The 13,148-nt window shown below is 70.5% G+C and carries 14 protein-coding genes; 5 read left to right on the forward strand and 9 right to left on the reverse strand.

What is annotated here, in order from left to right; all coding sequences use genetic code 11:
* Nucleotides 1-164 precede the first annotated feature (164 nt).
* On the reverse strand, nt 165-482 hold the full coding sequence (locus JJ691_RS38605) for a tetratricopeptide repeat protein (RefSeq protein WP_211764442.1): 318 nt from the start codon (nt 480-482) through the stop codon (nt 165-167).
* A 63-nt stretch (nt 483-545) separates the two neighbouring features.
* Nucleotides 546-1,328, reverse strand: a complete 783-nt coding sequence (locus JJ691_RS38610) for an alpha/beta fold hydrolase (protein WP_211764443.1) — start codon at nt 1,326-1,328, stop codon at nt 546-548.
* Between the two features lie 81 nt (nt 1,329-1,409).
* On the opposite strand from JJ691_RS38610, the gene JJ691_RS38615 reads away from it, so the two are divergent.
* On the forward strand, nt 1,410-2,255 hold the full coding sequence (locus tag JJ691_RS38615; protein WP_211764444.1) for a macrolide 2'-phosphotransferase: 846 nt from the start codon (nt 1,410-1,412) through the stop codon (nt 2,253-2,255).
* On the opposite strand, the gene JJ691_RS38620 is transcribed toward JJ691_RS38615, so the two are convergent.
* The 3 genes from JJ691_RS38620 to JJ691_RS38630 all read right to left on the reverse strand — a co-directional run bounded on the left by JJ691_RS38620 (nt 2,239) and on the right by JJ691_RS38630 (nt 4,859).
* Complete coding sequence (locus tag JJ691_RS38620) at nt 2,239-2,523, reverse strand: hypothetical protein (protein WP_211764445.1); 285 nt, start codon at nt 2,521-2,523, stop codon at nt 2,239-2,241. The two genes, JJ691_RS38615 and JJ691_RS38620, sit on opposite strands and share 17 nt — an antisense overlap.
* A gap of 109 nt (nt 2,524-2,632) precedes the next feature.
* Complete coding sequence (locus tag JJ691_RS38625) at nt 2,633-3,538, reverse strand: aminoglycoside phosphotransferase family protein (protein WP_249227285.1); 906 nt, start codon at nt 3,536-3,538, stop codon at nt 2,633-2,635.
* Between the two features lie 4 nt (nt 3,539-3,542).
* Complete coding sequence (locus tag JJ691_RS38630) at nt 3,543-4,859, reverse strand: helix-turn-helix transcriptional regulator (RefSeq protein ID WP_211771980.1); 1,317 nt, start codon at nt 4,857-4,859, stop codon at nt 3,543-3,545.
* Between the two features lie 302 nt (nt 4,860-5,161).
* On the opposite strand from JJ691_RS38630, the gene JJ691_RS38635 reads away from it, so the two are divergent.
* Nucleotides 5,162-5,392, forward strand: coding sequence for a hypothetical protein (locus JJ691_RS38635; protein WP_211764446.1), 231 nt, complete (start codon nt 5,162-5,164; stop codon nt 5,390-5,392).
* A 13-nt stretch (nt 5,393-5,405) separates the two neighbouring features.
* Nucleotides 5,406-5,771, forward strand: a complete 366-nt coding sequence (locus JJ691_RS38640; protein WP_211764447.1) for a hypothetical protein — start codon at nt 5,406-5,408, stop codon at nt 5,769-5,771.
* 458 nt (nt 5,772-6,229) lie between these two features.
* Here the strand turns inward: JJ691_RS38640 and JJ691_RS38645 are convergent, their stop codons facing one another.
* Together JJ691_RS38645 and JJ691_RS38650 are read right to left on the reverse strand one after the other, a co-directional pair.
* Complete coding sequence (locus JJ691_RS38645) at nt 6,230-7,513, reverse strand: MFS transporter (protein ID WP_211764448.1); 1,284 nt, start codon at nt 7,511-7,513, stop codon at nt 6,230-6,232.
* Nucleotides 7,513-8,826, reverse strand: a complete 1,314-nt coding sequence (locus JJ691_RS38650; RefSeq protein ID WP_211764449.1) for a GH1 family beta-glucosidase — start codon at nt 8,824-8,826, stop codon at nt 7,513-7,515. The genes JJ691_RS38645 and JJ691_RS38650 overlap by 1 nt, the downstream gene beginning before the upstream one ends.
* Nucleotides 8,827-8,933: 107 nt before the next feature.
* On the opposite strand from JJ691_RS38650, the gene JJ691_RS38655 reads away from it, so the two are divergent.
* Nucleotides 8,934-9,602: a TetR family transcriptional regulator gene (locus JJ691_RS38655; RefSeq protein WP_211764450.1), complete on the forward strand. Its 669-nt coding sequence runs from the start codon at nt 8,934-8,936 to the stop codon at nt 9,600-9,602.
* A 1-nt stretch (nt 9,603) separates the two neighbouring features.
* Here JJ691_RS38655 and JJ691_RS38660 read toward each other — a convergent pair whose 3' ends face one another.
* The gene (locus tag JJ691_RS38660) at nt 9,604-10,809 is read right to left on the reverse strand and encodes an amino acid deaminase/aldolase (RefSeq protein WP_211764451.1); all 1,206 of its coding nucleotides are present in this window, start codon (nt 10,807-10,809) and stop codon (nt 9,604-9,606) included.
* Between the two features lie 88 nt (nt 10,810-10,897).
* Between JJ691_RS38660 and JJ691_RS38665 the strand changes: the two genes are divergently transcribed.
* Nucleotides 10,898-12,241, forward strand: a complete 1,344-nt coding sequence (locus JJ691_RS38665; RefSeq protein ID WP_211764452.1) for a D-arabinono-1,4-lactone oxidase — start codon at nt 10,898-10,900, stop codon at nt 12,239-12,241.
* 242 nt (nt 12,242-12,483) lie between these two features.
* Here JJ691_RS38665 and JJ691_RS38670 read toward each other — a convergent pair whose 3' ends face one another.
* On the reverse strand, nt 12,484-13,140 hold the full coding sequence (locus JJ691_RS38670) for an NAD(P)H-binding protein (RefSeq protein WP_211764453.1): 657 nt from the start codon (nt 13,138-13,140) through the stop codon (nt 12,484-12,486).
* Nucleotides 13,141-13,148: the final 8 nt, after the last annotated feature.

Raw genomic sequence — 13,148 nt, forward strand, 5'->3', positions numbered from 1 at the left:
CAGCGTGATCCACGATCAGCGGCACACCCCATGCCGCTTGATCGTGTTGCCATGGCGAGGTGGACCGTCGACCGAGAGTTCCCCGTTCTGGTCGACGACTCGGGCCCGTCTGCGCACTCCCCAGCAAAGCCCCCGCGCAGGCGGGCCCGCTTCCGCACGTGGGCCTAGAGCTCGGCGGCTTCCCGGGCGGCGGCCTCCGCCTCCTCGTCCAGACCGATCTCGATGTAGTAGCCGCTCAGGGTGGCCAGCGCGACGGCCAATCCGCCACGCTGGCCGGGATCGTCGGCGGCGACGAGCCGCCAGGTCTCCACGGCTTCCTCGGTCAGGGCAACGGCGTCGGGATAGCGGGCGTGATCGTGGTAGGCGACGCCCAGTGCGGTCAGGGCCGTGGCGAGGTCAGCCAGGTGCGCCGGGTCCTCGGCCGCCCGCGCCCGGCACTTCTCGACCGTCTTCTCCAGTTCCGTGACTGTCTCCACGTCCATGCCGGCCTCCCCGGAACGGATCATAAATCGCCGGCGGCGGCCGTCATCCCGGATAGCAGGGACTCAGGCGGCGCTGCCGGCCAGCAGCACGGCGGCGACCTGCTCGGGATCGTCGCTCATGGGCACGTGACCGCAGCCGGGCAGCGACAGGTGCCGGGCGTCGGGCAGCGCCCGGCGGGCACGTTTGGCCTGGTAGGGCGGCAGCATGGCGTCCTTGGTGCCCCAGGCGACGGTGATCGGGATGTCGTCGGGGATCTGCTCGGCGAACGGGGTGCCCTCCCGCACGATGAGCTTGTACGAGGGCCAGGCGATCTTGAACGCCTCGAAGTCGCCGAGGGCCTGGCCGGGTTCGAGCCGGCTGGGGCGAGCGACGATGGCGGCGTACATCAGCCCGCGGCCGGCGGTGTGATGCACGAGCCGGGGCACGGCCGGTTCGAGGGCCCGGCCGATGCCGCGCATGGTGCCGAACACGGCCCGGGTGTAGGCGAAGTCCCAGTTGGCGCGCCAGAAGCCGGCGGGCGACAGCGCGGTCACCGAGCGGACGGCGCCCAGCGCGGCCAACTCCAGGGCCAGGCGGCCGCCGAGCGAGTTGCCGGCGACGTGCGGGCGGGGCACGCCGATCCGATCGAACAGCTGGACCAGCTCGTCGAGGGTCTGAGCCAGGGCGGTGCGGCCGTCCCGGGCCAGCGGCCCGGACTCACCGTGCCCGGGCAGGTCGATGAGGATCACCTCGCGGTGCGGACTGAGCAGGTCCACCACCGGTGCCCAGGCCTGCCGCCGATGGGTGACGCCGTGCAGCAGGACGAGCGGAGCGCCGGAACCGACGCGGTCGTAAGCCAGGCTCACCAGACCCACCTCCCGATAACCTACTGGCAGTAAGAATACCTTTCGGTAACTCGATTGCCAGAGCCCGATAGCGTGGATCGTGTGTCCCCCTCAGCCGAGTCGATGCTCCGCGAGGCCAAGGAAAACGGCCTCGACCTGCTGGATCAGCACGAGGTCGACCAGTCCGGCTGGGACTACCTGGTGCTGCACGCGACCGCGGTCGACGGCACGAGATGGATCCTGCGGGCGCCCCGCCACACCGACGGCCTCTATCTGCCGGCCGAGGGGCGGCTGCTCGACCACGTCCGGCCGCTGCTGCCGGTCGCGGTCCCGGACTGGCGGATCAGCACCGACACGCTGATCGCCTACCCGCGGCTGCCGGGTGTGCAGGCCGACGAGTTCTGGTCACCGACCGACGACCTGCTCGGACGCACCATCGCGATCCTGCACGCCCTGCCGACCGAGCCGGCGCAAGCGCTTGGCGTCCCCGTGTTCGATCCCGACCGGCAGCGGCAGTGGATCGCCGACCTGGTGGAGCAGGCGCGGGCCGAATACGTCATCGCGGACGAGCGGCTGCGCCGCTGGCAGGACTGGCTGGACGCGACCGGCCGCTGGCCGCGGGCCATGGTGCTGGCCCGGGGCGACCTGCACCCGCAGCACCTGCTGGTCGACGGCGGCCGGCTGGTGGGGCTGATCGACTGGGCGGACGCGACGATCAGCGACCCGTCGATGGACTTCGTGGACCCGTACGCCTATCTGTCGCCGGCGGTCTTCGAGCGGCTGCTGGCCGACTACGAACGGCACGGCGGGCACGTCTGGCCGGGCATGCGGGAGCACATCGCGCTGCGCGCGTCACTCGAACCGGTGATCAGCGGCCTGTACGGACTCGAAACGGGCCGGGCCGACCTGATCGACAAGGCCCGGGCGGATCTCAGTCGCGCTCAGTGAAGGCGGCGGACGGCGTGGCCCGCAGCTCGCCGAGCCGGTCGAGCACACCGTGCCCACGGCGGTCGAGCTCGCGGCGGTCGATCCAGCCGGCGGCGTAGTGCCGGTAGGCCTGGGACAGCATGACCAGTTCGGCGAGGTAGTCGGCGGAACGGCGGCGGCGGCCCTCGGGCAGCGCGGTGAGCAGCGGCAACTGACTGTCGACGACCTCGTCGAGCAGTTGCGCCGTACGCAGCGCACGCCGGGTGCGCCACCCCCGCCACGCGAACATGCGCGTCCCCGCCTGGCCCTTCACCGTCGCAGTCCACCTCACAGCGTCGCCCACTACACGATGCCTGTGACGTCGTACCGGTCCGGCACCGCGTTACCGGGATGTGACGCTACCGGTAAGGGACCCACCTGGTGAAGGTGTCGCCGACACGAACCGAGCGAAGTCGGCGGCGCAGCTCGGAGCGGATGTTGGGGTTGCTGCGGGCAATCGGCAGCACGGCGGCGGTGAGCTTGAGCTCACGCACCTCGCGCAGCACGGCGAAACCATCCCACCGGGTGACGTCGAAGCCGTAGGCCTCGGCCAGGATCGCGTGCTTGTTCACGGTGTGGTGGAAGCGCAGCTGGCCGACGGCGATCGGCACCAGGTCCCACTCGCGCGGCCCGACGCAGGTGGTGTCGAAGTCGCACAGCACCGTGCCGCCCGGGGTGGTGATCAGGTTGCCCAGGTGCGCGTCGCCGTGCACCACGCCCGGCGGCAGCTCGTAGCGCACCTCGGCCAGCCGGGTCTCCACGTCGTCGCACCGGCGCAGCAGGAACTCCACGTCGTCGGGGTCCCAGCCCTCGGCGTCGCGGATCCGCCGGCGCAGGTCGTCGATCGGGTTCCACTCCGGCAGGTTGGCGTCCTCGACCGGGATCTCGTGCATCTGCCGCAGCAGGTCGGCCAGCTCGACGGCGGTCGGCTCGTCGCCGGTGTCGGGCACCTCCTGCCAGAAGGTCAGCGAGTGCTCGCCGATGTGCAGCGGCTGGCGCACGTCGGGCAGCAGCTCGACGGCCGGCACGCCGTAGTCGGACAGCAGCTGGGCGGCGTTCACCACGTTGTCGGCCCGGTGCCGAAGGCCCGGGGTGAGCACGATCCGCACCACGACCGGGTGGCGGGCCAGCCGGAAGACAGCGTTGTTCACGAACCGGATCAGTTCTGCACCGGTCGCGTCCAGCCCGACTTCCGCGCACGCCTGACCGAGGACGGCACGTAGCCGATCCGCGGTGGAGCGTCCGTCCGACAACGAGGCAGTCACTTGGTCATACCGTCCGATACACCTTGATCCGCTCGGCGAGGTCGAGCGCCGCCGAGTTGTTCTTGCGTCGAGCGGCCTCGATCTGGAGCGGCATCAGCCGGTCCGCGATCCGCTTGGACTTGATCGACTCGCCCAGCTTCATGGCGCTGTGGCCGATCTTCACGCCCTGGTCCACGTCGCCGACGCGCATGTGGTTCTCCGCCAACATGGAGAGCCCGAAGACGTGGGTTCGTTGCATGTTGCTCTCGTAGCCCTCGGTGCACTTGATCAGCTCGTTCACCGCGAGCGGCGCGTACTTGACCCGGTTGTCGTCGAACTTGCTCAGCGCCGACAGGGCCGAGCCGATCATCCCGTGCAGGTCGTTGACGTCGAAGAACTTGACCCAGCTGGGCGCTTCCTCGCTCTGCGCCCGCTCGAACTCGTCGCGGGTGCGGCTGATCATGCGCTGCACCTGGTCGGGCCGGTCCAGCATGCCGTAGGCCCACGCCTCGTTGGCGCACAGCACCGCGACGGTGAGCGCGGAGCCGGACTCCTGGGCGGCGATCTGGCCCAGCTGGAACATCTTCAGCGCCTCGCCGGCGGCGTCGTTGTGCAGGTAGACCCGGCCCATCCGGTACAGGATGTTGGCCACCAGGCCGTTGTCGCCGCCCATCTTGGCCAGCTCCAGCGCCTTGGCGAAGTGCGTGCGGGCCGAGTCCAGCAGGCCGGTGTCGAACGAGGTCCAGCCGGCCAGGCTGTGCATGTCGGCGACCGCCTTGAACAGCCGGTGCTTCACCGGCTCGGCCGCCTCCACCTCCAGCAGCTGGCGGGTCCAGGACAGCTGGGCGACCACCGCGTCCCGGCAGAACCCGCCGCCGTACTGGTAGTCCAGCGAGCGCAACGCCCTGGTCGCGGCCTCGATCTGCCGCACGTCGGTGGTGCCGATCCGGTTCGGCGTCGGCGTCTGGGCCGCGGTCGGCACCCAGGCTCCGCTGTCCGGACCCAGCACCTGGGCGCCCATCGTGACGGAGGCCGCGTGCTGCAGGAAGCGCCGCCGCTTGACCTCCTCGTCCTCCCGCTGCTCGGCCTCATCGACCGAGCCGGCGACCTTGAGGGCCGTCGTCTCGTCGTAGGCCAGGCCCATGTAGCCGCGAGGCACGCCGAGCCCGTCGGCAATGCGGGCCAGCACGTCGTAGGCCATGACCTGGCGACCCTTGAGGATCTCCGAGACCTCGGACTGGGACTGGCCGGTCAGCGCGGCGATCTGCCGCTGGGACACGCCAACGCGGCGCAGCTGCCGGTACACCGAGCTCACGTCTCGGTTGGCCAGCGCGTCGCGCATCTCCTGGCGCTCCCAGTTGTCCGGCGTAACGGGCGAGCTCTGGGAACCGACGGTGTTCAATTGCGCCCCCTCACGGTCCGTTGGGCGTCATTCGAAGAGTAAGGGCTGCTCCGCCCGGCCGAGAAGGGCTGATCGGCGAGGCTGATCGGTCGCACCGAACCCCGGTGACCGTTCATCGTGCCGCTCCCACCGATCAGCGCTGTGACGCCCCACAACGTTTGATGTACGCGCAATCTAGTTTTCCGTAAGCGGCCGCACACGGAGGGACACAGCAAGTGGAACTGATCGGACGAGTCCAGGGGATGACCCGGGAGACCCTCGCCGAGCAGGCTGCGGGCTGGTCCGACGGGCGGCGCGCATGGCAGATCCACTGCCGCGATGTGGTGAACCGGGAACGGTGCCTCACCGTTGTGGTGGACAAGGGCAGGGTGGTCCTGATGGGCCCTCCTGGGGAGACCGCGGTCCTGTCCGCAGGCCAGCTCGGCCAGCTGCGGACGGTCCTGCGCGAGGCCGCCGACCAGGCGGAAAGGTGACGGTGACGTACAGGTGGACGAGATACTCGGCCAGGTGCTCCGCAACGCCGTGTGGGAACGCTTGGACATGCTGTCCGAGCTGGCCAACCGGGCGGACGCGCCGTCCCTGCTCTCCGTCGCACGCTCCGAGCTGCCCCGCCTGACCGACGGCTGGCGAGCCCTGCTGGCCGCGCACGAACCCGACGAGAAGGGCAACTGCCCGGAGTGCTCCACCCGCTGGCGGCAGCAGAAGTCGCCCTGCGCGGTGTGGCGCGCCGCCTACGAACACCTGGTCGCCGGCGGACTCGCGCCGCGACCGGCCCGACACATGCTCACCCCGCAGCAGCCCGCACCGGCGCCGCGCGGGTCCCGTCACCGCTCCGTAGCGGTGGCCCACTAGCTGGCGGCGTCGGCGTCCCGGAAACCCCGACCCGGGAACGCTGATCCTCCGCCACCGGCCGGCGACCCGGGGACGTCCGAACCCCCGACCGCGACGTACCGGGTCGCTGGCCAGATAACTCCACAGATTTCCGCGGGCCGGCGCTGAGTGGCGCCCGCAGAGCCAGATTCTGGGGGCCCAACCCCGAACCGGCGACGGTCCGCGGCCACCAACCCCGGTTGGGGTGCCTGTTTTCCCCGGACAGGCACCCCAACCGGTCTGTGTTTTTGGCGCCGCCTTCGGCGTCGCGGCTCGGCCCCCGGGTAGCCGCCGTCTCGCCCTTGCTGGATTTTTCGAGCGCCGCGTCGGCCAGGTGGTGGGGCGCGTCGGGTGGCGGCCCTCGAAAAATCCAGCAACCGTGCGAAACAGCGGCGGGGCCTCGCGTAGGTTGGCGGTCGTCTCCCCGCTCGCGGTGGATCTCAGCTCACGGACTTGATTCTGGTCACCATGATGCCGCCGGCCACGGTGGCGATCGCCGACAGGATGAACAGGGCGGCGTAGCCGCCGGCGGCCATCTGGAGGGCCAGGCCGGCCACCACGGGGGCGATGACCTGCGGCAACGAGTTGGCGATGTTGATCACGCCGACGTCCTTGGCCCGGTTCGAGGCGGCCGGCAGCACCTGGGTGAGCACGGCCAGCGCGACCGCCCAGTAGACGCCGAAGCCGATGCCGAGCAGCGGGGCGGCGACGAGCGCGGCGATCCAGGTCGGCGAGACGGCCAGGATGATCGCGGCGGCGGCCATCACCACCGCGGAGGCGACCACGTACGGCTTGCGGCGGCCCGAGCTGTCCGACATCTTGCCCGCGACCAGCGCGCCGATGGTCAGCGCGATGCCGTACAGCACCATCAGGATGAGCAGCCCGTCCACCGGGTCGCCCTGGTAGTGCACCGCGTCGGCCAGGAAGTACAGCAGGTACAGGGTGCCCAGCGCGTTGCCCAGGTTGACCATGAAGTGGGTGCCCCAGCCCCAGCCGAAGTCGGGGTGCTTGACCGGGGAGATCCACAGTGCGCCGACCATCTGCCGCAGGCCGCCGCCGGGCCGGAACCGCCGCGGCAGCACGGCGTCCGGCGTGAACCGGACGAAGGCCAGCGCGCCCAGCACCACCAGCACCGCGCAGGCCACATAGCCGCCGGCCAGGCTGGTGATCACCACCGAGACCAGGGCGGCGCCGGCGACCGTGCCCAGCATCTGGCTGATGCCGATGAAGCCGCCGACCTCGGCCCGCTGCTCGACCGGCACCCGGTCGGGCAACGCCGAGGTGAGGCTGGCCAGCATGCCGTTCAACCCGGCCTGCACCAGCGACCAGCCGATGATCATGATCACGACGTTCGGCGCGACCGCGAGCACCGCCAAGCCGACCCCGCCCAGCACCGAGCCGGCCAGCGTCCACGGGTGCCGCCGCCCGAACCGCGAGCAGGTGCGGTCCGACAGCGCGCCGATCACCGGGTTGGCGATCAGCGCGACCACCGCGCCGATGCCCGTGACCAGGCTGAACACCGCTTCCTTGTCGGCGCTGGCCAGCAGTTGGGCCTGTTCGGGCAGCAACACCTGGATCGGCGCGTAGATCCCCAGCCACAAGCCGAGGTTGGCCAGGAACAGCAGCGTGGTCCAGCCGCCGCGGACTTTGATCACAGGTTCGGCGAGCGCACCCGGTTTGTCGTCGAACGGTCCGGCCCCGTCGACCTCGGCGGCCTGTGCCATCAGTGCTCACCTCTGATCAGTTCGCGGAACCAGGTGAAGGACGCCTTGGGCGTGCGCCGCAGCGTCTCGTAGTCGACGTGGACCAGGCCGAACCGGGGCTGGTAGCCCTTGGACCACTCGAAGTTGTCCAGCAGCGACCACACGAAGTAGCCGCGCACGTCCACGCCCTCGTGCATGGCCAGCCGCAGCGCGCGCAGGTGCTCGGCGATGAACTCGATGCGGGCCCGGTCCTCGATGCCGTCGAAGCTGCACCCGTTCTCGGTGATCTGCACCGGCGGCAGCCGGTCGCCGTGCCGGTCGCGCAACTGGAGCAGGAACTGGCGCAGGCCGTCCGGCACCACCGGGGACCCGTTGGTGGTCATCGGGTAACCCTCGACCTGGCCCAGGTCGAACGGCAAGGGGTTGCCCTCCGACGGCGCGGACACCTGGGTCGGCTCGTAGTAGTTGACGCCGTAGAAGTCGAGCGGGGCGTTGATCGCCGGCAGGTCGTCGGCGAAGCCGGCCGGCAGGTACCGGTGCATCGACTCGGGGTAGGCGCCGGCCAGCACCGGGTCGGCGTACAGCCAGTTGAGCAGGTCGCTGGCCCGGTCGGCGGCCTGGCGGTCGGCGAGCTTGTCGGTGGCCGGCCAGATCGGGCCATGGTTGTTGGCGGTGCCGATCTGCTTGGCTCCCACCGCCCGCAGCGCCTGCACGGCCAGGCCGTGCGCGAGGTTCTGGTGGTGCGCGGTCGGGATGGCGTCCATCAGCAGGAACTGGCCTGGCGCGTACTCGCCGATGCCGTAGCCGTAGACCGTGGTGACCATCGGCTCGTTGATCGGGATCCAGGTCGGCACCCGGTCGGCCAGCTTGGCCCCGACGATCGCGGCGTACTCGGCGAAGTGCTTGGCGGTGTCCCGGTTGAGCCAGCCGCCGGCGTCCTCGACGGCCTGCGGGGTGTCCCAGTGGTAGACGGTGGCCACCGGCGTGATGCCGGCCTCGCACAGCGCGTCCACCAGCCGGTCGTAGAAATCGAGGCCCTCGGGGTTGACGGCGCCCGTGCCTTCGGGTTGCACTCGCGGCCAGGCGATCGAGAATCGGTACGCGCCGACACCGAGGTCGCGCAGCAGGCCGACGTCCTCGGGGTAACGGTGGTAGTGGTCGCAGGCGATCTTGCCGCTGTGCCCGGAGAACACCCGATCGGGTGTCTCGCAGAACGTGTCCCAGACCGACCTGCCCCTGCCACCCTCAGAGACGGCCCCCTCGACCTGATACGCCGAGGTGGAGACACCCCAGAGGAAGTCCTCGGGGAAGGATGGGAGGACGGGCTCGCTCATGGCACCACCTTCGAGACTTGCACTACCGCCGAGTAGACGTGAAATTTGTTCGGATACTAGGCGTGTGCGGGGTCACAGGGAAGTGCCCTCACCCGTCACAGGCGAGAATGCCTGCCACAGCCGCCAGCCAAGGAGTCCGAGTGTCCGCCGACCTGACCACCGACGTGGGTCCGCTGCGTCGCAAGCCCGTCCAGCAACGCAGCGCTCAGCGGGTGGAACGCATGCTCGAGGCGTGCGCCTCGCTGATCGAGGAGTTGGGCTATGACGGCGTGACGACCACGCTGATCGCCGAGCGGGCTGGCGTCGCGGTCGGCTCGCTCTACCAGTTCTTCCCGGACAAGCGCGCGGTGGTGCAGGCGCTGACCCTGCGCAACCTGGAACGCTTCATGGCCAACGTGGTGCAGCGCTTCGACTCGGCCGAGCTGGAGCACTGGTGGGACGCCGTCGACTCGATGTTCGACGTGTACGTGGAAATGCACCGCACGGTGCCGGCGTTCAGCCGGTTGCACTTCGGCGACGTGGTGGACACCCGGCTACTCGACGACGGCAAGGACAACAACGCGGTGATCGCCGAGGGGTTGGCCTCGCTGATCTCCGAGCGGTTCGGCCGCTCGATGGCCGAACTCCAGCTGCCGGTCGCGGTGGCCATCGAGGCGGCGGACGGCGTGCTGAAGTTCGCCTTCCGCCGCAACGACAGCGGCGACCAGATCGTGGTCGACGAGGCCAAGGCCCTGATCAAGGGCTACCTGTCGACCCGACTGGGTGATCCGGAGTAGATCAGCCGAACGCCTGGCCCTCACCTCGGTAGGTGGGGGCCGTCCGCTCCACCTGATAGCCCCGGACCAGGTGGAACTCGCGGAACCGCTCGGCCAGCTCGCCGGCCTTGGCGTGCCGCATCCAGACCCGGTCCCCGACCCGCAGCCGGTCGGCGGCCTTGCCGGTGACCGGGGTCTGCACCTCGCCGGCGGCTTCCAGCTTGGTCAGCTTCAGCCCGGCCGGCAGGTACGGGGACGGCAGCCGGTCCTCGCCGATCGGCCCGGACGCCGGGTAGCCACCGGTGAACAGGGTGGCCGTGTTCGGGCCGGGACGGCGCACCACCGGCAGCGCGAACAGGGCGGCCGGCCTGGGCTGGAACGATCGGTAGCCGTCGAACAGCGTCGGTCCCAGCAGGCCGGATCCGGCCGCGACCTCGGTGACCGCCTGCTCGGCGGAGGTCAGTTCCAGGCTGCCGGTGCCGCCGCCGTTGACGAACTCCAGCGGCGCCAGCGCGCGGACCGCCGCGACCACCGCCGCCCGCCGCTCGGCCAGCTCGGCCGCCGACTTGCCCTGCATCCAGCGCACCGCCACGCCGCGCAGCGGATTGCCGGGCGGGGCGTCGCCGATGCCGGCGATCTGCCCCTCGTAGGCCATGATGCCGACCAGCGTGAAGCCCGGCCGGTCGACGATTCGCCTGGTCAGCGCCGCGGCCTGGGCTGCGGTGTGCACCGGCGAGCGCAGCGGGCCGACGTGCAGCCGGCGTGATCCGTTGAGCGGTCGCCAGGAGGCGTCGAGCTCTAGGCAGACCCGGATGTCCGGGTGGCCCGGGCCGAGCGCGTCGTCGACCAGATCGAGGTGGTCGACCGAGTCGACCATGATCGTGATGGCCTTGCGCGCCGCCTCGTCGACGGCCAGCTTCTGCAACGTCGCGCGGTCAGTTGTCGGGTAGCCGACCAGCAGGTCCTCGCACGTGCCCTCGGCGAACAGCCACATCGCCTCGGCGAGCGAGTAGGTCATCAGGCCGGCGTAGCCCGGCACCGCCAGCACCCGTTCGAGCAGCGCACGGCAGCGCACGGACTTGCTGGCGACGCGGATCGGCGTGCCGCCGGCCCGTCGCACCAGCTCGGTGGCGTTGTGATCGAAGGCGTCGAGGTCGACCAGGGCGAAGGGAGCGTCGAAGCCCTCGGTCGCGGAGTCGAACCGGACGCGCTGCTGCTGCGGTGACACAGTTGAACGGTACGTCGGAACGCATTGAAATGTGAATACTTTTCACCTAGCTTGTGTGCAGCGCATCACAGGTTCGCGGAGGACAGCGATGGTCGGACGGCTCCGGTTGGGTAGCGACACGGCACGCCCGGCGCAGTGGCGGAACTGGGCGGGCACCGCGCGCTCACAGCCGGTGCACGTGGCTCGTCCGCGCGATGTGGGCGAGATCGCCGACGCTGTGACGGTCGCGGCCCGGGACGGCTTCACCGTTCGGCCGCGCGGCAGTGGGCACTCGTTCACCAGCATCGCCGCCACCGACGGCGTGGCCATCGACCTGGCCGAGTGGTCCGGCATCGTCCACGCCGACCTGGAGAAGGGCCTGGTCACGGTGCGGTCCGGCACGCCACTGCACCGGTTGAACGTCGAACTGCACCGTCTCGGGTTGGCCATGGCCAATCTCGGCGACATCGACGCCCAGACCATTTCCGGCGCCATCTCCACCGGCACCCATGGCACCGGCGCCCAGCTCGGCGGGCTGTCCACCCAGGTCAAGGCCTTGGAGCTGGTGCTCGCCGACGGTTCGGTCGTGACCTGCTCCCCCGACGAGCGCCCCGATCTGTTCAGCGTGGCCCGGGTCGGTCTCGGCGCCCTGGGCGTGATCAGCACCGTCACTCTTCAGTGTGTGCCCGCGTTCGTGCTGCAGGCTCGGGAGTTCCCGCAGCCGTTGGACGGGATCCTGGAGCGGTTCGACGGCATGACCGCGTCCGAGGACCATGTCGAGTTCCACTGGTTTCCGCACAGCGACCGGGTGCAGGTCAAGCACAACGTCCGACTGCCCGCCGACGTCACGCCCGCTCCGCTGTCCCGGGCTCGACAGTTCTACGAGTACGAGGTCATGGAGAACGCCGCCTTCGGCCTGGTCTGCAAGCTCGGCCGGGCTGCCCCCGCCGTCGTTCCCACCCTCAACCGGTTCTGCGCGTCCCTCTGGTCCGAACGCTCGTACAGCGACCAGTCGTTCCGGGTCTTCACCACGCCGCGGCGGGTCCGGTTCGTGGAGACCGAGTACGCGGTTCCACGTGAATCACTGCACGACGTGCTCCGCGAGTTCCGCTCCGCCATCCCTCGTCTGCGACACCCGGTGATCGTGCCCGTCGAGGTCCGCGTGGCCGCCGCCGACGACATCCCGCTGTCCACCGCCTACGGCCGGGACAGCGCCTACATCGCCATCCACCAGTACGTCGGCATGCCGTTCCGGGAGTACTTCGACTGTTTCGAGAAGATCGCCGGCGCCGTCGGCGGACGGCCGCACTGGGGCAAGATGCACACCCTCGACGCCTCGGTCCTGGCCGAGCGCTATCCCCGCTTCGAGGAGTTCCGCTCGGTGCGGTCCAAGGTCGACCCGAACGGCGTGTTCCGCAACGCCTACCTGGACCAGGTTCTCGGCGCCCCGTGACATTCGGTCATGGGGGCAACCCGCCCCGTAAGCCCTTCGTCGCGTCCCATCGTCGCAGCTCACAGCTCCCGCAAACGCTTGTCCACAACTGCCCGAGTTATCCACAGGCGACCCACCGTGAAGATCAACACCACCCCGCCCGGATTAGGCTGGCAGCGGGGTCGCCCCCCGGGTTGGGCGGGGGCCTGTGTTGGGTCGCGACGGGGGCGATTGGCCCTGAGCGGACGGCAGGGGTGGTGGGGTCAGCTCAGGGCGGCGACCGCGTCGGTGATCGGGTGATCGCCGGCGATGAGTTCCAGGGTGAGGCCGGCGGTGGCCGGGGCGTCGAGCAGGGCGAGCAGCACGGCGGCGACGTCGGCCCGGGTCACCGTGCCGCGCATGGTGGACGGGGTCTCCAACCGGACCCGACCGGTGGGCGCGTCGTTGGTGAGGCCACCGGGACGCAGCACCGTCCAGTCGAGGTCGTAGCCGCGGACCGCGTCCTCGGCGGCGGTCTTGGCGGCCATGTAGGCGGCCCACGAGTCGTCGGAGCCGGCGGCAAGCGGTCGGCCGACGCCCATGGAGCTCACGAGCAGGTAGCGACGGATGCCGGCGAGGGCAGCGGCGTCGGCGAGCAGCACGGCGGCGGCCCGGTCGACGGTGTCCTTGCGGGCGGTGCCGCTGTTGGGTCCGGCACCGGCGGAGAAGACGACGGCGTCGGCGTTCTTGAGGTGACCGGCGAGCTCGTCGACGGTGGCGGACTCGAGGTCGCACACCACCGCTTCGGCCCCGGCGGCGGCCAGGTCGTCGGCGTGGGCGGGGTTACGCACCAACCCGACCGGACTGTCGCCTCGGGCGGAGAGCAGTCGCTCCAGCTCAAGGGCTATCTGGCCGTGTCCGCCGGCGATCACTACGCGCATGGGTTCCG

This window comes from Kutzneria sp. CA-103260, assembly GCF_018263855.1.
In the GTDB taxonomy this organism is placed as follows: Bacteria; Actinomycetota; Actinomycetes; order Mycobacteriales; family Pseudonocardiaceae; genus Kutzneria.